Origin of the sequence: Methylobacterium oxalidis (genome assembly GCF_007992195.1) — a bacterium.
Lineage (GTDB): Bacteria > Pseudomonadota > Alphaproteobacteria > Rhizobiales > Beijerinckiaceae > Methylobacterium > Methylobacterium oxalidis.
The window spans coordinates 1-18176 of the sequence record NZ_BJZU01000071.1 but is presented as its reverse complement, the minus strand read 5'-3'; the positions used below and the strand labels follow the sequence as shown (position 1 = coordinate 18176).

At 73.8% G+C, this 18176-nt stretch carries 16 protein-coding genes; 7 read left to right on the top strand and 9 right to left on the bottom strand.

What is annotated here, in order from left to right; translation table 11 throughout:
- Positions 1–218: 218 nt before the first annotated feature.
- On the top strand, positions 219–1331 hold the full coding sequence (locus MOX02_RS17355; protein WP_147027051.1) for a branched-chain amino acid ABC transporter substrate-binding protein: 1113 nt from the start codon (positions 219–221) through the stop codon (positions 1329–1331).
- Positions 1332–1387: 56 nt separating this feature from the next.
- Here MOX02_RS17355 and MOX02_RS17350 read toward each other — a convergent pair whose 3' ends face one another.
- The gene (locus MOX02_RS17350; protein WP_147027050.1) at positions 1388–1954 is read right to left on the bottom strand and encodes a tyrosine phosphatase family protein; all 567 of its coding nucleotides are present in this window, start codon (positions 1952–1954) and stop codon (positions 1388–1390) included.
- 187 nt (positions 1955–2141) lie between these two features.
- Here MOX02_RS17350 and MOX02_RS17345 point away from each other — a divergent pair, with 187 nt between their 5' ends.
- From MOX02_RS17345 to MOX02_RS17325, 5 genes are all read left to right on the top strand, one after another.
- Complete coding sequence (locus tag MOX02_RS17345; protein ID WP_147027049.1) at positions 2142–3260, top strand: TRAP transporter substrate-binding protein; 1119 nt, start codon at positions 2142–2144, stop codon at positions 3258–3260.
- A gap of 448 nt (positions 3261–3708) precedes the next feature.
- A complete protein-coding gene (locus MOX02_RS17340) occupies positions 3709–5109 on the top strand; it encodes a deoxyribodipyrimidine photo-lyase (protein WP_147027048.1) in 1401 nt (466 codons plus the stop codon).
- Between the two features lie 173 nt (positions 5110–5282).
- Positions 5283–6602, top strand: coding sequence for a chloride channel protein (locus tag MOX02_RS17335; protein ID WP_174804942.1), 1320 nt, complete (start codon positions 5283–5285; stop codon positions 6600–6602).
- Positions 6603–6676: 74 nt separating this feature from the next.
- On the top strand, positions 6677–6856 hold the full coding sequence (locus MOX02_RS17330) for a DUF1328 domain-containing protein (protein ID WP_147027047.1): 180 nt from the start codon (positions 6677–6679) through the stop codon (positions 6854–6856).
- 4 nt (positions 6857–6860) lie between these two features.
- Positions 6861–7724, top strand: a complete 864-nt coding sequence (locus tag MOX02_RS17325) for an SDR family oxidoreductase (RefSeq protein ID WP_147027046.1) — start codon at positions 6861–6863, stop codon at positions 7722–7724.
- Positions 7725–7778: 54 nt separating this feature from the next.
- On the opposite strand, the gene MOX02_RS17320 is transcribed toward MOX02_RS17325, so the two are convergent.
- The 5 genes from MOX02_RS17320 to MOX02_RS32215 all read right to left on the bottom strand — a co-directional run bounded on the left by MOX02_RS17320 (position 7779) and on the right by MOX02_RS32215 (position 11634).
- On the bottom strand, positions 7779–8099 hold the full coding sequence (locus MOX02_RS17320; RefSeq protein ID WP_147027045.1) for a helix-turn-helix domain-containing protein: 321 nt from the start codon (positions 8097–8099) through the stop codon (positions 7779–7781).
- Positions 8096–8419: a type II toxin-antitoxin system RelE/ParE family toxin gene (locus tag MOX02_RS17315; RefSeq protein ID WP_147027044.1), complete on the bottom strand. Its 324-nt coding sequence runs from the start codon at positions 8417–8419 to the stop codon at positions 8096–8098. The genes MOX02_RS17320 and MOX02_RS17315 overlap by 4 nt, the downstream gene beginning before the upstream one ends.
- A 76-nt stretch (positions 8420–8495) precedes the next feature.
- Positions 8496–10205: a lysine--tRNA ligase gene (locus MOX02_RS17310; RefSeq protein WP_147027043.1), complete on the bottom strand. Its 1710-nt coding sequence runs from the start codon at positions 10203–10205 to the stop codon at positions 8496–8498.
- Positions 10206–10347: 142 nt separating this feature from the next.
- On the bottom strand, positions 10348–11175 hold the full coding sequence (locus MOX02_RS17305) for a transporter substrate-binding domain-containing protein (RefSeq protein WP_373866762.1): 828 nt from the start codon (positions 11173–11175) through the stop codon (positions 10348–10350).
- Between the two features lie 108 nt (positions 11176–11283).
- A complete protein-coding gene (locus MOX02_RS32215; protein WP_244948443.1) occupies positions 11284–11634 on the bottom strand; it encodes a hypothetical protein in 351 nt (116 codons plus the stop codon).
- A gap of 103 nt (positions 11635–11737) precedes the next feature.
- Between MOX02_RS32215 and MOX02_RS17300 the strand changes: the two genes are divergently transcribed.
- A complete protein-coding gene (locus MOX02_RS17300; protein WP_238179887.1) occupies positions 11738–13180 on the top strand; it encodes a glycosyltransferase family 2 protein in 1443 nt (480 codons plus the stop codon).
- Between the two features lie 22 nt (positions 13181–13202).
- Here the strand turns inward: MOX02_RS17300 and MOX02_RS17295 are convergent, their stop codons facing one another.
- From MOX02_RS17295 to MOX02_RS17285, 3 genes are all read right to left on the bottom strand, one after another.
- A complete protein-coding gene (locus MOX02_RS17295; RefSeq protein ID WP_147027042.1) occupies positions 13203–13796 on the bottom strand; it encodes an SCO family protein in 594 nt (197 codons plus the stop codon).
- Positions 13797–13902: 106 nt separating this feature from the next.
- Complete coding sequence (gene cysG, locus MOX02_RS17290; RefSeq protein WP_147027041.1) at positions 13903–15363, bottom strand: siroheme synthase CysG; 1461 nt, start codon at positions 15361–15363, stop codon at positions 13903–13905.
- 53 nt (positions 15364–15416) lie between these two features.
- Complete coding sequence (locus MOX02_RS17285; RefSeq protein WP_147027040.1) at positions 15417–18101, bottom strand: nitrate reductase; 2685 nt, start codon at positions 18099–18101, stop codon at positions 15417–15419.
- Positions 18102–18176: the final 75 nt, after the last annotated feature.

The window sequence follows — 18176 nt, the reverse complement described above, 5'->3', positions numbered from 1 at the left end:
CTCGCCGGAAGGCGGGCCGGGACAGCCTGCGGCTCGTACCGATTTCCCCCTTGCCAAGCTGGGCGGCCTTGCCCTTTCCTCGGGGCCTCCCGCGGAGACCTCGCGCTGCCGTCGGCGCCGTCCGGCGCCTCGGGCGACGCGGAGCGCTCGGCGCCGCGGGAAACGCACGGGCTCGCGGGCTTTGTATCGGCAGGGGCGGAGCGTCTAGAAGGGGCCCGATGAGCATCAGACGCCTTGTCCTCTCGCTCGCCGTGGCGGCCGGCTTCTCGGCGCCCGGGGCGTGCACGGCCCTGGCCGAGGTCGTCGTCGGCGTCGCGGTGCCGCGCTCGGGCGCCTACGTGGCGATCGGCGAGCAGGTGCTGCGCGGCATCGAGGCCGCGGCCCGGGACGCCAACAACGCCGGCGGCCTGAACGGCGAGACCATCGTCCTCGACGTGCAGGACGACGCCTGCGACTCCAACAAGGCGACCGCGGTGGCCAACCACTTCGTGCAGTCGAAGGTCGGCCTCGTCGTCGGCCACGTCTGCTCGAACGCCTCGATCGCGGCCTCCGAGGTCTATGCGGCGAGCGGCGTCGTCATGATCACGGCGGCCTCGGTCGCCGCCCGGCTGACCGACCGCGGCCTGCCCACGATCTTCCGGGTCTGCGGGCGCGACGACGACCAGGCCCGGCTCTCGGCCACGGTGCTGGCCGAGCGCTTCCGCGACCGCAAGATCGCCCTGATCCAGGACCTCACCCCCGCCTCGCGGGCGCTCGCCGCCGCCACCAAGGACAACCTCAACCGCATCGGCATCAACGAGGCGATGTCGGTGGCCTTCTCGCCGAGCGACGCCGACGACGCGGCCCTGGCCGACCGGCTCAAGGGCGCCGGCATCGACGTCGTCTACTACGGGGGCGATGCCGCCGAGATGGGCCGCCTCGTGCGGATCTCGGCCGAGCGGGGCTTCCGCCCGCAATGGTTCGGGACTTCGGCCATCGCCACGCAGGAATTCGCCCGGATCGCCGGGCCGGCGAGCAACGGCGTCCTGATGACCTTCTACCTCGACCCGAGCCGCCAGCCCGCCGCGGCGGCCGTGGTCCAGGCCTTCAAGGCCGACGGCGTCGACCCGACCGGCTCCACGATCTACGGCTACGCCGCCCTCCAGGCGCTGGTGGCGGCGGGCAACTTCGCCCGCGCCTCCGACCCGCGCACGATCGCGGCGACGCTGCACCGGGAGCGCTTCGACCTCGTGCTCGGCCCGGTCGGCTTCGATGCCAAGGGCGACGTCACGGCCCAGGGCTACGTGATCTACGTCTGGAAGGACGGCGCCTTCACGCCGGCCGGCAAGTAGCCGCCGAGCAGGAGCCGCCGAGCAGGAGCCGCCGGTCCGCTGCCCGGACGGCGGCCTCAGCCCGCCCGCGCCGCGTCGACCTCGGCGCCCCGGCCGAGCTCGCGCAGGAGGTCGGCGAGGTGCGGGCGCACGCCGAGCTGGCGGGCGTGCAGGCGCCGCACCGCAGCGCTCAGGGAGCCCTCGCGGCCGAGCAGCTCGTCCGCGAAGGCGATCATGCGGGCGTTCGGCCAGGCGGGTTCGCGCAGGGCGTGGAGCCGCTCCACCAGGGCCTCGGAATCGGCTCCCGGCTCGGCCTGGGCGAACAGCGTCAGGAGCGCCGCGGTGGAGCGCGACAGGCCGTAATGGCAGTGGACGAGGAGATGGGCCGCCCCGCCCGTCCCGGCCCCGAAGGCGAGGATCGCCGCCACGTCCGCGCGCTCCGGCGGGACGAGGCCCTCCCCCGGCCCGAGGCAGTCGTGGAAGCGCAGGGTGGTGCGCAGGTGGGCGGGGAAGCGGCCGAACACCTCGGGTTCGGCCGTGCCGGGATCGAGCAGCGACAGGACGTGGCTGACCCCGCGCTCGGCGTGGCCGGCGAGCTCCTCGAGGCCGCAGACGGTGTGGAGGGTGATGGCGTCGGGTCTCACGCCCCGGCCCTAGCACGGCGCGGCCCCGGTTTCGAGCCGGCCCCCGGCATGTTAGGGGCGGCCGGGCGGAATCGGGATCGTTTCGGCGCCGTCACCGTTCGTGCACGGCGAGCGGGCCGACCGGCCGCCCGCCCCTGCGCGACCGTTTCGAACGCGACCACCGAGCGAGACCACCGAGCGAGACGACATGGCCTCAGACCTGCCCGACCGCACCCTGCCGCGCCGCGCCCTGCTCGCCGCGGGCCTCGGCGGAGCCGCGGCGGCGGCGCCGCTCGCCGCCCCCGCCCTGGCGCAGGCCGCGCCGGAGCTGCGCTGGCGGCTCTCCTCCGCCTACCCGAGGAACCTCGACATCCTGTTCGGCGCCTCCGAGACCCTCGCCCGCCTCGTCGGCGAGGCGACCGACGGGCGCTTCCAGATCAAGCCGCTGCCGGTCGGCGAGGCGGTGGCCGCCGACGGGCTGATCGATGCCGTGGCGGCCGGCAACGTGGAGATGGGGCACGCGCCCGCGACCCTCGCCACCGCCAAGGACCCGACCTTCGCGCTGGCCACCGCCCTGCCCTTCGGCCTCAACGCCCGCGGCCAGAACGCGTGGTGGCACGCGGGCGGCGCCGCCGACCTGTTCTCCGAGGTCTTCGCCAAGCAGGGCCTCGCGAGCCTGCCGGGCGGCAACACCGGCGCGCAGATGGGCGGCTGGTTCCGCAAGGAGGTGAAGAGCGCCGCCGACCTGCAGGGGCTGAAGATCCGCATCGCCGGGCTCGGCGCGCAGGTGCTCGCCAAGTTCGGCGCGCAGCCCCAGCCGACGCCCGGGCCCGACATCTACGCGGCCCTCGAATCGAAGGCGATTGACGCGGCGGAGTGGATCGGCCCCTACGACGACGAGAAGCTCGGCCTGCAGAAGGTCGCGCCGATCTACCACTACCCCGGCTTCTGGGAGGGCGGCGCGATGCTGCATTTCTGGATCAACGCCGAGAAGTGGAAGGCCCTGCCCAAGACCTACCGGACGCTGCTGCAGGCGGCCGCCGCCCAGGTCAGCGCCGAGGTGCAGGCCCGCTACGATGCCCGCAATCCGGGCGCCCTGCGCCGCCTGGTGGCGGGAGGCGCGCAGCTCCGCCCCTTCCCGCAGGACGTGATGGAGGCGGCCCTCAAGCACGCCAACGACGTCTACGGCGAGATCGCGGGCAGGAACCCGGACTTCAAGCGCATCTACGAGGCGATGCGGACCTTCCGGAACGAGGAGTACCTCTGGTTCCAGGTGGCCGAGTACACCTACGACAACTTCATGATCCGGGCGCGGGCGCGGGGCTGAGACGCGCCGCCCCGCCGGGTCACAGGTGAACCGCAGGTTGAAAAGAAAAAAGGCCACTCCCGAAGGAGCGGCCCGAAGTCTAGGGAGGAAACGCCCAAGGAGGGCAGCGGGGCCGCGACGCCATCGCGATCCCGCAATGCACAATCTGATCCTCCCGGCGCGGATTGCAAGAGCGTTGGGGCAGCAGGACTGCCATTTCCCGTGCGCCTGCGCACATTGCCCCCGCTCTGTGTTCAAAATGACGCATCCGAGACGTGGCAGGGTTTCGCGCCGTCTGGCGCTCCCCTGGCGAAGTTTCCGGCCCCCAACGCCTTGAAGACGCACAGATTCCGGCGCGCCCGACTGCTCGCGGGAATTTTCGGGCCTTCCCGCGACATCATGCGGGCCCGGCAGCGGCCGGGCGGCGAACACGCCCTAGCTTGTTCCCGTGGCCGCGAGGGGCGAGGCGATGGCGATTCAGGGAGGGCGGGTCCGCGTGCTCAGGGAGGCGGAGCCGCGGGCGGGCGGGGCCTACGTGCTCTACCTCGTGCAGCAGGCGAACCGCGCCCGCTTCAACCCGGCGCTGGAATTCGCCGTCGAGGAGGCGAATCACCTGAGATTGCCGGTCGTGGCCTGTTTCGGCCTCCTCGACGGCGCGAACGGCTTCCCGGAGGCCAACGCGCGCCACTACGCCTTCCTGCTCCAGGGGCTCGCCGACGTGAAGGCCGGCCTGGAGGCGCGGGGCATCGCCTTCGTGATGCGCAGGGCCTCGCCCGCCGAGATCGCGATCGACCTCGGCCGCAAGGCCGCCCTCGTGGTGCTCGACCGCGGCTACCTCGCCATCCAGAAGCGCTGGTACGCGGAGATCGCGGAGGGCGTCGACACCCGGGTCGTGCAGGTGGAGGGCGACGTGGTGGTGCCCGTCGAGACGGCCTCGGGCAAGCACGAGTACGGCGCCCGCACCCTGCGCCCGAAGCTGCACAAGGTCTGGGACGCGTATATCGAGCCGCTCCGGGCGCGCCGGGTCGCCGTGCGCGCGGACGGGCTGGCGCTCGGGCGCTCGATCGACGTCTCCGACCCCGAGGCGGTGCTCGCCGGGATGAGCCTCGACCGATCGGTCCGGCCGGTGCGCCGGTTCCGGGGCGGCGAGACCGAGGCGCGCGCCCGGCTCGCGGACTACCTCGCCGGGCCCTTCGCCGATTACGGCACGGACCGGAACCGGCCCGAGGCGGGGGCTGCCTCCCACATGAGCCCCTACCTGCATTTCGGGCAGATCTCGCCCGTCGAGATCGCGCTCGCGGTTCGCGCCGCGAAGGCGGGCACGGCCGAGGACAAGCGCGCGTACCTCGAGGAGCTGATCGTCCGCCGCGAGCTCGCCATGAACCACGTCTTCTACACGCGGGGCTACGACGCCTACGCGCACGCGGTGCCCGAATGGGCCCGCCGGGCGCTCGCCGAGCATGCCGGCGACCCGCGCCCGCGGACCTACACCGAGGCCGAGCTGGCGGAGGGGCGCACGCACGACCCCTACTGGAACGCCGCGCAGGCCGAGATGCGGGTGACGGGCTACATGCACAACCACCTGCGCATGTACTGGGGCAAGAAGATCCTCGAATGGTCCCCCTCCCCCGAGGAGGGCTTCGCGCGGACCCTGCGCCTCAACAACCGCTACTTCCTCGACGGGCGCGACGCGAACTCCTTCACCAACGTCGCCTGGGTCTACGGCCTGCACGACCGTCCCTGGGCGCGGCGCCCGATCTTCGGGACGGTGCGCTATCAGAGCGAGAACTCCCTGAGGAAAATCGACGCGAAGGCGTATCTGCGCGCGGTCGAGGCGCTCTGTGCGGCGGAGGAGGATCGCCCCGGCTGAGCGCCGCGGCGGACGACCCCGGGGCGCGACGGGAGGGCGCCGTCCACTGCCCTCTCCTGCCCGGGGCCGCGCCTTTCCGGCCGGCCCGTGGCATGGTCGCACCCTCCCGCCGCCCGCCGGACCGGACCATGCCGCCGAACTGGACCAGTGGACGCCCCCGCTACCGCCGCTCGATGGCGCGCCTGCGCAGCGCCTCGATCGACGCCTTCGCGATCTGGCGGCGGCGCCTGCTCTTCCTCCTGGGGGGCATCTGCGTCGGCCTCGCCGCGGTGGTCATGGCCAAGCTCGCCGACGGCGCCCAGGACGTCTTCCGCCGGATCATCGCGGTCTCGCCGCTGATCGCCCTCGTCCTGACGCCGCTGGGCTTCGGGCTGGCGGCGCTCCTCGCCCGCACCGTCTTCCCGAACTCGCAGGGGTCCGGCATCCCGCAGGTGATCGCGGCCCGCCACACCCGCGACCCGGCGCTGCGCCACGCCCTGATCTCCCTGCGCGTCGCCTTCGGCAAGATCGTGGTGATGGGCCTCGGCCTCCTCTGCGGGGCGGCGGCCGGCCGCGAGGGACCGACCGTGCAGGTCGGCGCCGCCATCATGGCGGCGGTCGGCCGGCTCACGCCGGAGCGCCTGCCGGGGCTGATCCTGGCCGGCGGCGCGGCGGGCGTGGCGGCAGCCTTCAACACGCCGCTCGCCGGCATCGTCTTCGGCATCGAGGAACTCGGCCGGACCTACGAGGCGCGCGCCACCGGGCTGATCGTGGCGGCGATCGTGGCGGCGGGCCTCACCTCCCTCTGGCTCGTGGGCAACTACACCTATTTCGGCACCACCGATGCCAGCCTCGCGCTCGGCGGCAGCTGGCTCCTCGTCATCGTCCTCGGCGTCGTCGGCGGGCTCGGGGGCGGCCTGTTCAGCCGCATCGTGATCCTGTTCGGCCGAGGGCTGCCGGGACGGCCCGGGCTCTGGATCGGGCGGCGTCCCATCGCCTTCGCCATGCTCTGCGGCCTCGGCGTCGCCCTCTGCGGCCTCGCCTCGGATGGCGCCGCCTACGGCACCGGCTACGAGGAGGCGCGGGCCATCCTGCACGGCGACGCGCAGGCCCGCCTCGACTTCGCGCCCCTGAAGTTCGCCGCCACCGTGCTCTCCTCGATCAGCGGCATCCCGGGCGGCCTGTTCGCGCCCTCGCTGGCGGTGGGGGCGGGCCTCGGCGCGGCCCTGCGCGACGTCTTCGCCGAGGTGCCGATCGGCGCGCTCGTGCTGATCGGCATGGTCTCCTACCTCACCGGCGTGCTGCAGGCGCCCATCACCTCCTTCGTCATCGTCACCGAGATGACCCAGAATCACGACATGGTGATCCCGCTGATGATCGCCGCCCTCGTCGCCGACGCCGCCTCGAAGCTCGTCTGCCGGGGCGGCCTCTACCACGTGCTGGCCGAGCAGATCCTGGCCCGGGCTCACCCTGCCGCCGACCCCGCCGCCGAGCCGGTGCGCCGCACGGCGTGACGCCCGCGGAACGGTTGAGCTTGGCCGGAGTTGTCGCTCGATTCGCACGCCCTTCGCCGGCCGGAGCTGACGCCATGACCCTCCTGAAATGGGCCCTCATCGCCTTCGTGATCTCGCTGATCGCCGGCGCCCTCGGTTTCACCGGCATCGCCTCGGGCGCCGCCTCCCTCGCCCGCATCCTGTTCGGGCTGTTCCTCGTGCTCGCGATCCTCATCGTGGTGATCGCCTTCGCGATCGGCCAGGCGGTGTTCTAGGGCCGTGGCCGCTCTCGCGGGGCGGATCGCCCTCGTCACGGGCGCGACCTCGGGGATCGGCTACGAGACGGCGCTCGGCCTCGCGCGCTCCGGCGCGCGGGTCGGCCTCGTCGGCCGGGCGAAGGGGCGCGCCCGCGCCTCCGCCGAGGCGATCCGGCAGGCCGTGCCGGGGGCCGACGTCGACGTGTTCGTGGCCGACCTCTCGGCACAGGCCGAGATCCGCCGCCTCGCTGCTGCCGTGCGGGAGGCCTATCCCCGCCTCGACGTTCTGGTGAACAACGCCGGCGCCATCTTCGACCGGCGCGAGACCACGGCGGACGGGATCGAGCGGACCTGGGCCCTCGACCATCTCGGCTACGTGCTCCTGACCCTCGAACTCCTCGACCTCCTGAAGGGGACGGCCCGCGAGGCGGGCGAGGCGCGGATCGTCAACGTCGCCTCCGCCGCGCACGCCCGCGGCCGGATCGACTTCGACGACCTCGAGGGCCGGCGCGGCTACAGCGCCATCAAGGCCTATTCGCAGGCCAAGCTCGGCAACGTGCTCTTCACCTACGCCCTGGCGCGGCGGCTCGACGGCACGGGCGTCACCGCGAACGCCCTGCATCCCGGCGTCGTCAACACGGGCTTCGCGCGCAACACCGGCGGCGTGCTGGGCTTCGCCTGGAGCCTGATCCGCCCCTTCCTGATCTCGCCCCGGAGCGGGGCGGAGACCTCGCTCCACGCCGCGACGGCACCGGAGCTGAGGGGCGTCGGCGGGCGCTACCTCGCCCGGGCGCGGCTCGCCGAATCGTCGGCCTACAGCCGCGACCGGGCGGTGCAGGAGCGGGTCTGGGCGCTGAGCCTGCGCCAGGTGGGACGGGCGGGGTGAGGAGGGCCCTGCCTCTCCCTGATGCGCCGGCAGAGGAGAGGAAGGATCGGGGCCCTATCGGTCCTTCGTCTCACCATCGTTCGGGTCCGCCGGCTCGAAGCGGATGCGCAGCTTCGTGCCGGTGGCGGCGGCGTAGCGCTGCAGGGTACGCGTCGAGGGCATCGTGCGGCCGCCTTCGAGGCGCGCGACGACCGTCTGCGTGGTCTTCATCCGCGCGGCCACCTGCTCCTGGGTCATGTTTGCCCGGCGGCGCGCCTCGATCAGGGCGTTGGCCAGGCTGAACTCGTCGTCGAGCGCATCGTACGCCGCGACGTAATCCGGATCCTTGCGCCACTCCGCGAAGACCGTCTCTGCGGGCACGGTGTCGGCCGTCATGTGACCTCCTTCGCCCGTCTGAGGGCCACTTCGATCTCCCGGCGGGGCGTCTTCTGCGTCTTCTTCTGGAAGACGTGAACGACGACGACACGTTGGCCCGAGGCCGTGACGTAGGCCGCGCGGGCGATGCCGTCCCGCCCGATCATGCGCATCTCCCAGACAGGGCCTTCGAGGTGCTTCACGTAAGGCTCGCGCACGCGCTCCAGGCCGTGCATCTGGATCAGACGCACGATCCGTTCGAACTTGGCGCGGATATCGACGGGCAGATCCGTCAATGCCGCCGCGACGTCATCGGCGAGAAATTCAACGGTCCATGCCATCAGGCGCCCGCGCCACGAGCCGCGATCATAGCATTTTTGCTGTATCCGCGCAAAGTCGTCCGATCCTGCGCGCGGCTCAGCTCGCCTTCGCGAGCCCGGCCCGGAACGCCTCGTGCTCGGCACCCAGCGCGCCCGAGAGCGCCTTCGCGATCAGGGCGCGGGTCTCCTCCACCCCGTAGAGGGCGACGAAGGAGCCGAAGCGGGGGCCGCGGGCCTCGCCGAACAGGATGTTGTAGATCGTGGTGAACCACGCCTGCGACACGCCGGGCCGCCCGTCCGGGCTCTTGGCCTTGCCGGACAGGTCGGGGAAGTGGCGCCGTCCGACCTCGTAGACCACCGCCTGCAGCGCCTCCGGGTCGCTCGAGCCCGCGTGCTCGGCCAGCGCGGCCGAGAGATCCTCCAGCGCAGCCCGCTCGGCCTCCGTCGGGGCCCGGTAGGTCTTCGCCGGGCGCACGAAGTCCCGGTAGTAGGCGAGCGCGTGGTGCACGAGCCGGTCGAGGCCGGGATGCGTGTCGGGGCCGATCCCGTCCGCGTAGCGGCGGATGAAGCCCCAGAGCACGCCCGCCTCCTCGGCATTGGCCACCGCCACGAGGTTCAGGAGCATGCCGAAGGTCAGCGTCGTGCCCTTGGCGCCCGCCTCCCCCACGGTCTCCGGCGCGGGCGGAGCGCCCGCGTGCAGGTGCCAGACCGGGTTGCCGAGGCGCAGCTTCGCGTCCTGGCTCGGATAGCGGTCGAGGAAGTTCAGGTACTCGTCGACGTGGCGCGGGATCACGTCGAAGAACAGCCGCTTGGCCTCCCGCGGCTTGTTGTACATGAACAGGGCGAGCGATTCCGGCGTGCCGTAGGCGAGCCACTCGTCGATGGTGAGCCCGTTGCCCTTCGACTTCGAGATCTTCTGGCCCTTCTCGTCGAGGAACAACTCGTAGTTGAATCCTTCCGGCGGCTCCGCCCCGAGCGCGCGGGCGATCTGGCCCGAGAGCTTGACCGAGTCGATCAGGTCCTTGCCGGCCATCTCGTAGTCGACGCCGAGCGCCACCCAGCGCATCGCCCAGTCGGGCTTCCACTGCAGCTTGGCGTGGCCGCCGGTGATCGGGGTCTCGTAGCCCTCGCCCGTCTTCGGGTCGCGCCAGACCAGGGTGCCCCTGTCCGCCCGCACCGCCTCGATCGGCACCTGCATCACCTCACCCGTCACGGGATGGAGCGGCAGGAAGGGCGAGTAGCTCGCCGAGCGCTCGGCGCGCAGCGAGGGCAGCATGATCTCCATCACCGCGTCGTAGCGCTCGGCCACCCGCATCAGCGTGGCGTCGAACTGGCCCGAGCGGTAGCACTCGGTCGCCGAGCGGAACTCGTAGTCGAAGCCGAAGGCGTCGAGGAAGCGGCGGAGCTCCGCGTTGTTGTGCGCCCCGAAGCTGTCGTGCGTGCCGAAGGGGTCGGGCACGCGGGTCAGCGGCAGGTTGAGGGCCGCCCGCAGCATCTCGCGGTTAGGCACGTTGTCGGGCACCTTGCGCAGGCCGTCCATGTCGTCCGAGAAGGCGACGAGCCGGGTCGGCACGCTGTCCCGCGTCAGCACCCGGAAGGCGTGGCGCACCATCGAGGTGCGGGCGACCTCGCCGAAGGTGCCGATATGCGGCAGGCCCGAGGGCCCGTACCCGGTCTCGAACAGCACCTCGGCCTTCGGCTTGTGCTCCAGCCGGGCGACGAGCTTGCGCGCCTCCTCGAACGGCCAGGCCGCAGCGGTGGCGGCGGCCTCGATCAGGGCGGGGTCGAGGGAGAGGGGGGACGGCATGGCGGGAGAACGTCGGTCTGGATCAGGGATGTCGCGGAGCGCGGCACCCTAGTGCGCTTTGCCGCGCCGCGAAATTCCCCGGGGGCATTTTTGTGCCCCCTGTCGGTCGCAGGCGCCGGCACCGTCCGGCGACCGGTGCGGCCTAGAACGGGCTCACGGGGAAGAACCGGAGGTAGATCTCCGCGTACTTGCCGTCGTCCCACAGGCGCTGGAGCGCGTCGTCGAGGGCGCGGGAGAGGGCGGCGTCCTCCTGCCGGGTGACGAGGCCGATGCCCTCCCCGAAGTAGCGGTTCTCCAGGTAGGGGCCGCCCGTGAAGGCGCAGCAGCCGCCGGCCTCGAAGCCGCCGAGCCAGAGCGCGAGGTTGAGCCCGTCCGCGAAGAGGTAGTCCGTCTCGCCGCGCCGGAGTGCGCTCTCGGCCGCCGAGAGGTCGGTGAACTCCCGCTGCACCGCCTTCGGGAAGAAAGCCTTGAGGTAGGCCGCGTGCGCGCTGCCCGCGATCACGCCGACGCTGCGGCCGGCGAGCGCCTCGGGCGAGGGCTCGGGCACGGCGCCGGTCCGGGCGATGAAGCGGGCGGGCCAGCGAAAATAGGGCCGCGTCGCCGAGAACTTCCCGCGCAGGGTCGGCGTCAGCGGGATGGCCGCGGCGACGACGTCGCCCTGGCGCTCGTTCAGCGCGTCGAGCAGGGTGTCGAAGCGGCGGGCCTGCACCGTGCAGGTGATCGCGAGGCGCTCGCACACGGCGCGGGCGAGCTCCACCACGAAGCCGGTCGGGTTGCCGTCCGGTCCCGCGAAGTGCAGCGGGGGGAACTCGTCGTCGGTGAGGAAGCGGACGGCCCGGCCCGTCTGGGGGGCCTCCACCCGCTCGCCACGGCTGCGCGGGTTCCAGAAGTTCGGGATGGCGACCTTCGTTTCCGCCGCCGGCTCGGCCCGCGCCTGTGGCAGAAATGTTGCGTCCACAACGAAAAGCAGGGCCAGGAGCGCGACCGCGGCCCTGGTGGGGCGGCATCGCCTTGACGCTGGATTCGCGCGCGTGGTGCGCTCGGGACTGGCGGCGACGGTTCGGCTCACGCGCCTCCCCTAGCACGTTCCGGGGCCGGCGGGAGCGGGTCTTCGGCGTCCTTCCTCGGTGCGGGCCGCGGGCCCGGAACCGGCGCGGATGCGCTGCCGCCCGACCTCGCCTTCCTGCTCGCCGCGGGCGCCGAGCCGGGCCGCCTCCTCGCCGCCGCCGCCGAGGCCCGCCGCTGCGGCGGCGACGGCGCGGGCGCGCTCCTGCGCGGCGGCCTGATGGCGGAGGAGGCCTATTACCGGGCGCTCGCCGGGGCTCTCGGCCTGCCCTACCTCGACGGGCCGATCGCCCTCGGCCCGGCCACCCGCTTCCCCCAGAGCCTCTGGGCGCGCACGGCGCCCCTCGCCGGCATCCCGGGGCACTACGTGCGCGCCCGAGGGCTACGAGATCGAGGGGCTCCTCACCGGGCGCATCCCCCTCGGCCGCACCGCGGCGCTGACCGCGCCGACCCGCCTGCGCGAGGCGGTGTTCGCGGCCCTGCCGCACGCGGTCGCGAGCCACGCGGCGGAGGCGCTGGAATCGCACCGGCCCGAATGGGCCTACCGCCCCGGCCTCGGCGCGCGCCAGGCGGCCGGGCTCGGCCTCGCCGCCTGCGCGGCCCTCCTGATCCTGTCCGGCCTGCCGGAGGGGCTGGCGCTCGGCGCGGTCACCGCCGTCCAGGGCGGGATCCTGGCCACCGCGAGCTTCCGGCTCGGCGCCCTCTTCCTCGCCTGCCCGGTGGAGCCGCCGGACTCCGAGACCGCCCTGAGCGACCGGGACCTTCCGGTCTACACCGTGCTCGTGCCCCTCTACCGGGAGGCGGGCAGCGTGCCCCGCATCGTCGCGGCGCTCGCCCGCCTCGACTATCCGGCCGCGAAGCTCGACATCAAGTTCGTCGTGGAGGCCGACGATGTGGGGACCGCGGCGGCGCTCGCGGGGATCCCGCTGCCGGCGCGGTTCGAGGTGGTCGTGGCGCCGCCCGGCGCGCCGCGCACCAAGCCGCGGGCGCTGAACGTCGCCCTGCCGCTCGCCCGCGGCGCGTGCCTCGTCGTGTACGACGCGGAGGACGTGCCGGATCCCGGCCAGCTCCGCCTCGCCGCAGCCCGGTTCGCGCGCGAGCCGCCGGAGACGGCCTGCCTCCAGGGGCGGCTCGTCATCGACAATGCCGGGGATTCCTGGCTCACCCGCTGCTTCGCCCTCGAATATGCCGGGCTGTTCGACGTGCTCGGGCCGGCGCTGGCCACCTGGCGGCTGCCGACGCCGCTGGGGGGCACCTCGACGCATTTCCGTACGCCGGTGCTGCGCGCGCTGCACGGCTGGGACGCCTGGAACGTCACCGAGGACGCCGATCTCGGGCTGCGCCTCGCGCTCGCCGGCTACGCGGTCGGCGACCTGCCGAGCGCCACGATCGAGGAGGCGCCCGCGCGCCTCGGGCCCTGGCTGCGCCAGCGCGTGCGCTGGATGAAGGGCTTCGTGCAGACCACCGTCACCCACGGGCGCCGCCCGCTGCGCAGCCTGCGCCGCCTCGGGCCCCTCGACGCGCTCTGCGCCCTGACCCTGGTGCCCGGCACCGTGGTCTCGGCCCTGGTCTATCCGGTCCTGATGGGCACGGCCGCCCACGCCTTCTGGCGCGGGCTGGAGGCGGGGCCGGCCTTCTGGCCGAACCTGCCGCACGGGCTGGCGCTGACGGTCTTCGGCACGGGGCTCGCCGCGATGATGCTGCCCGCCGGCCTCGGCGCGATCCGACGCGGCTGGCACGACCTCCTGCCCTTCGTGCTGCTCCTGCCTGTCTACTACCTGCTCCTGAGCCTGGCGGCGTGGCTCTGCCTCGTCGAGTTCGCGCGGGCGCCGAGCCGGTGGAACAAGACGGAGCACGGCGTCTTCCGCACGTCCCGCACGGGCCTGCTGCGCAGGCGCGCCCGTCCCTGAGGCGGGCCCGGACCGCCCCGGGTCAGATCCGCTTGGCGAGTTCCCGGGCGGTCTCGTCGGCGGGCCGCTGCAGGTTGAGGGCGCCGAGGAAGCGGTTGCGCGCGTCCATCACGTAGACGAGGGCGGTGTGCTCCATCGTGTAGTCGTCCCCCTGCGTCGGCACCCGCCGCGCGTAGGCGCGGTAGGCCTTCACGGCGGCGGCGACCTGCTCGGGGCTGCCGGTGAGGCCGGTGATGCGAGGGTCGAAGCTCTCCAGGTAGGTCTTGAGGCTCGCGGGCGTGTCGCGCTGCGGATCGACCGTGATGAAGGCGACCTTCATGGTCCGGGCCCGGTCGCCCAGCGCCGCCAGCACGTCCGAGATCTGCTGGAGCGTCGTCGGGCAGATGTCGGGGCAGTGGGTGAAGCCGAAGAAGACGAGGTGCGTCGCGCCGGAAAAGTCCGTCTCGGTGACCGTGCGGCCGTTCTGGTCCACCAGCGTGAACGGGCCGCCGACGCTCGACGTCGCCACCGGCGCCCGCTCGGGCACCAGGGTCACCACTGCGAGGACCGAGAGGCCGATCAGGCCGAGGACGAAGGCCCCGAGCGGCAGGAGCAGGCGGCGCGTCCGGTCGGACATGGATACCTCTACGCGGGGCCCCGCCCGGGGTGGCGCGGGCCGCGCGTGCCGAAACCACGGGTGGGCGCCCCTGGCAAGGGGGACGGCCTGGGGCGTGCGGTCGCCGTCACGAGGCGGCGGCGGCCGCCTCCGGCTGCTGCGCGGGCAGCGACGCGGCGCCGCGGGCCAGCGCCTCGCCCACCATCAGGATCGCCGGGCCCTCGAGGCCGGCCGCCTCGACGCGGGCGGCGAGGTCGGCGGCGGTGCCCCGCACCACGGCCTGGGTCGGCCGCGTCGCGTTGAACACGACGAGGGCCGGGGTGGCGGGCGCGAGCCCCTCCGCGACGGCGCGGGCCAGCAGCGCCGCGAGGGTGCGCTTGGGCATGTAGACGATCGTGGTCACGCTCGGGTCGGCGAGCGCGCCCCAGTTCAGGTCCTCGGGCAGCGCCCCGCGGCGGTCGTGGCCGGTGACGAACTGGAGGCGGCGCGCCGCGTCGCGGTGGGTCAGCGAGACGCCGAGAGAGGCCGCCGCCCCCTGCGCCGCGCTCACTCCCGGCACCACCGTGACGGGGATGCCGGCGAGGCGGCAGGCGTCGATCTCCTCGCCGGCCCGGCCGAAGACGAGCGGGTCGCCGGATTTCAGGCGCACCACCTGCTTGCCCGACCTGGCGAGCTGGACCATCAGGGCGTTGATGTCGTCCTGCCGGCAGGAGGGCCCGTGCCCCGTCTTGCCGACGAGCATGGTGCGGGCCTCGCGCCGGGCGTAATCGAGGATCTCGGGGGCGACGAGGTCGTCGTAGAGGATGACGTCGGCGTTGCGCAGGGCCCGGAGCGCCTTCAGCGTCAGGAGCTCGGCGTCGCCGGGGCCGGCGCCCACGAGGGTCACGGCGCCGCCGCGGGGAGCGGATTCCATCTGGCCGAGGAGATCGGCGAGGTCGGCCTGGGTCGGCGCCCGGTCGGGCTCGGCGAAGGCGCGGTCGGTGAAGCGCTCCCAGAAGGCGCGGCGCTCGGCGAAGGCGTGGAAGCGGGCGGTGATGCCCTCCCGCCAGTCGCGGGCGGCGCCCACCCAGGCCGCGAAGCCGCGCGGCAGCATCGCCTCGATGCGGGCCCGCACGGTCTGCCCGAAGACCGGCGCCGCCCCCTCCGTCGAGATGCCGACGACGAGGGGGGAGCGGTTGACGATGGCGCCGAACTTCACGTCGCAGAGATGCGGCCGGTCGACGGCGTTGACGATGGCGCCGGCGCTCCGCGCGGCCGCGACGAAGGCGACGCACTCGTCCTCGTCCTCCATGGCGCCGATGGCGAAGGCGGCGCCCGCGAGGTCCGCCGGCGTCCAGCCGCGGGCGTGGAGGGTCACGCGGCCCGAAGCGGTCTCGGCGGGCACGGCGGCGAGCTCCTCGCTCGGGTCCTGCGCGTAGACGTCGACCTCGGCGCCGGCCGCGGCCAGGAGCTTCACCTTCCAGGGCGCGCCGCCGCCGGAGCCGGCCAGCACGGCGCGCTTGCCCTGCAGGGGCACGAAGACGGGCAGGACCGCCAGGGGTTCGAGGCCGGGGCCGCGCGTCTCGCGGGGCTGGCGGGGAGTGCTCATGGTGTGGACGCCGGTTGGACTCGGGACTGTGGCGATGGCGCGCAACATGGCCATCAGGCCGCGCTCTTCGCAAGCGTTCCGGGCAGGAGCTTGCGGATCTCGGGTATGCAGGAGCCGCAGTTCGTGCCCGCCCGGCAGGCCGCGCCGACCGCCTCGACGCTGCCCGCGCCCGCCGCGATCACGCCCGCGATCACGTCGAGGCCGACGCCGTGGCAGGCGCAGACCGTGGGGCCGGCGGCCTCCGCCGCGACGCGGCCCGAGAGCAGCGCCAGCCGGGCCGGACCCTCGGGCTGGTCCTGCGCGAACAGGGCCTTGGCCGCCTCCCAGTCGGGCTTCGCCTCGGCGGGCGCGAGCGACAGGCAGGCGACGAGGCGGCCGGCCTCGTAGACGGCGCAGCGGTAGCGGCCGCGGGCGTGGTCGGCGTACTCGGCGAGCTCCAGGCCCTGGAACAGGCCGCGCATCGTCAGCGCGACCTCGCGGGAGCCGTCCTGCGTGGCGAATTGCAGGGCCGAGCCGCCCTGGATCGTGGCGCGCGCCCACCACCAGCCGGCGGGCGCGGCGGCCGGCCCGCGGGTCAGCAGGAATCCGCGGGAGCGGTGGGCGAGCGCGCGGGCGCGGGCGGGCGTCGCCTTCAGCTCGGGCTGGCCGGAGACGGGGTCGGGCACGCCGCGCACCACGGCGCCGACGCGGGCCTTCGAGGCGTTCATGTCGCTCCAGTGCATCGGCATGAACAGGGTGCCGGGCCGGACGCCGTCGGTGACGATCGCCTCGAGCTCAACGCTGCCCTGCGCGGTCTCGACCGCGGCGACGGCGCCGTCGGCGATGCCGAGCGGGCCGGCATCGTCCGGGTGGATCTCCACGAAGGGTACCGCGCGGTGGGCCGAGAGGCGCGGGCTCTTCCCCGTGCGCGTCATCGTGTGCCAGTGGTCGCGCACGCGGCCGGTGTTGAGGATGAGCGGGTACTCCGCGCTCGTGCCTTGGGCGAGCGCGGGCGGCTGCACGGCGACGAAGCGGGCGCGCTGGTCGAAGGTGTAGAAGCGCCCGTCCGCGAACAGGCGCTGGCGGCCCTTCGCCGCCGAGGGGCCGCGCCTCGGCAGGGGCCACTGCACCGGCGGGTTGTCGGCGTAGGCCGCGTCGCCGATGTCGCTCAAGGCTCCGATGTCGAAGTCGCGTGTGCCGTTGTTCTCGAAGCCCGAGAGCGCCGCGTGCTCGCGGAACACCGCCGCCGCCGAGCGGTAGGCGAAGCTCTCGGCGTGGCCGAGCCGGCGGGCGACGTCGCTGAGGACCGCCCAGTCCGGCCGCGCCTCGCCGGGGGCCTTCAGGAAGCTCTTCTGGCGCGAGATCCGCCGCTCCGAGTTCGTGACGGTGCCGTCCTTCTCGCCCCAGGCGAGCGCGGGCAGCAGCACCGTGCGCCTGCCCCGGGCCCGCGCCGTGTCGCTGTCGGAGACGGCCTCCGAGACCACGTAGAGGTCGAGCTTGGCCAGCGAGGCCCTGATCGCGTCGGCGCGGGGCATCGAGACGAGGGGGTTCGTGCCCATTACCCAGAGCGCCCGGATCCTGCCCCGCTCGATCGCCTCGAACAGCGCCACCGCCTTCATGCCCTCGCCCGTGATGATCCGGGGCGCGCCCCAGAAGCGGCGCACCCGATCGACCTCCTCGGGCGCGAAGTGCATGTGGGCGGCCAGCATGTTGGCCAGGCCCCCGACCTCGCGCCCGCCCATGGCGTTGGGCTGCCCGGTGAGCGAGAACGGGCCCAGGCCCGGCTCGCCGATCCGCCCCGTGGCGAGGTGGCAGTTGATGATGGCGTTGCCCTTGTCGGTCCCCTGGGCCGACTGGTTGGCGCCCTGCGAGAAGGCGGTGACGACCCGGCGGGTGCGCGTGAAGAGGTCGTAGAAGCGGCCGATCTCGGCCTCCGGCAGGCCGGTCGCCGCGGCGGCGGCGGCCGGCGTCGGCGCGATGGCGCGGGCGCGGTCGAGGGCCGCCTCGAAGCCCGCCGTGTGCTCGGCGATGAAGAGGTCGTCGAGGGCACCCGCCTCGGCGAGGTGGACGAGGAGGCCCGAGAACAGGGCGGTGTCGCTGCCGGCCTTGAGCCCGAGGAAGAGGTCGGCCTCCTCGGCGGTCTGGGTGCGGCGCGGGTCGATCACCACGAGCTTGGTGCCGCGCCTCGTCCGCGCGTCGACCATCCGGCGGAACAGGATCGGGTGGCACCAGGCCGCGTTCGAGCCGACGAGCACGACGAGGTCGGCCTCGTCGAGATCCTCGTAGCAGCCCGGCACGGTGTCCGAGCCGAAGGCGCGGCGGTGGGCCGCGACGGCGCTCGACATGCACAGGCGCGAGTTGGTGTCGACGTGGGGCGTGCCGATGAAGCCCTTCGCGAGCTTGTTGGCGACGTAGTAATCCTCGGTCAGCAGCTGGCCCGAGAGATAGAAGGCGATCGCGTCCGGCCCGTGCGTCTCGGCGGCCCGGCGCAGGCCCCCGGCCACCGCGCCGAGCGCCGCCTCCCAGGAGACGCGGGCGCCGTCAAGCGACGGGTGGAGCAGGCGGTTCTCGAGCGAGAGGGTCTCGCCGAGCGCCGACCCTTTCGAGCAGAGCCGGCCGAAATTCGCCGGGTGGACGGGATCGCCCGCGATCGCGGCGCCGCCCTGCCCGTCCGGGGTGGCGAGCACGCCGCAGCCGACCCCGCAATACGGGCAGGTGGTCCGCACGGCGGACGACGTCTCCGGCTGGGGGGCGGTCATGGCGCGATCCTGGGGCGGGTGTCTCGAAGCGCTGGGGTTCAGCAAGAGTCGGGCCGGGGCGCCCCACCTCTCCCG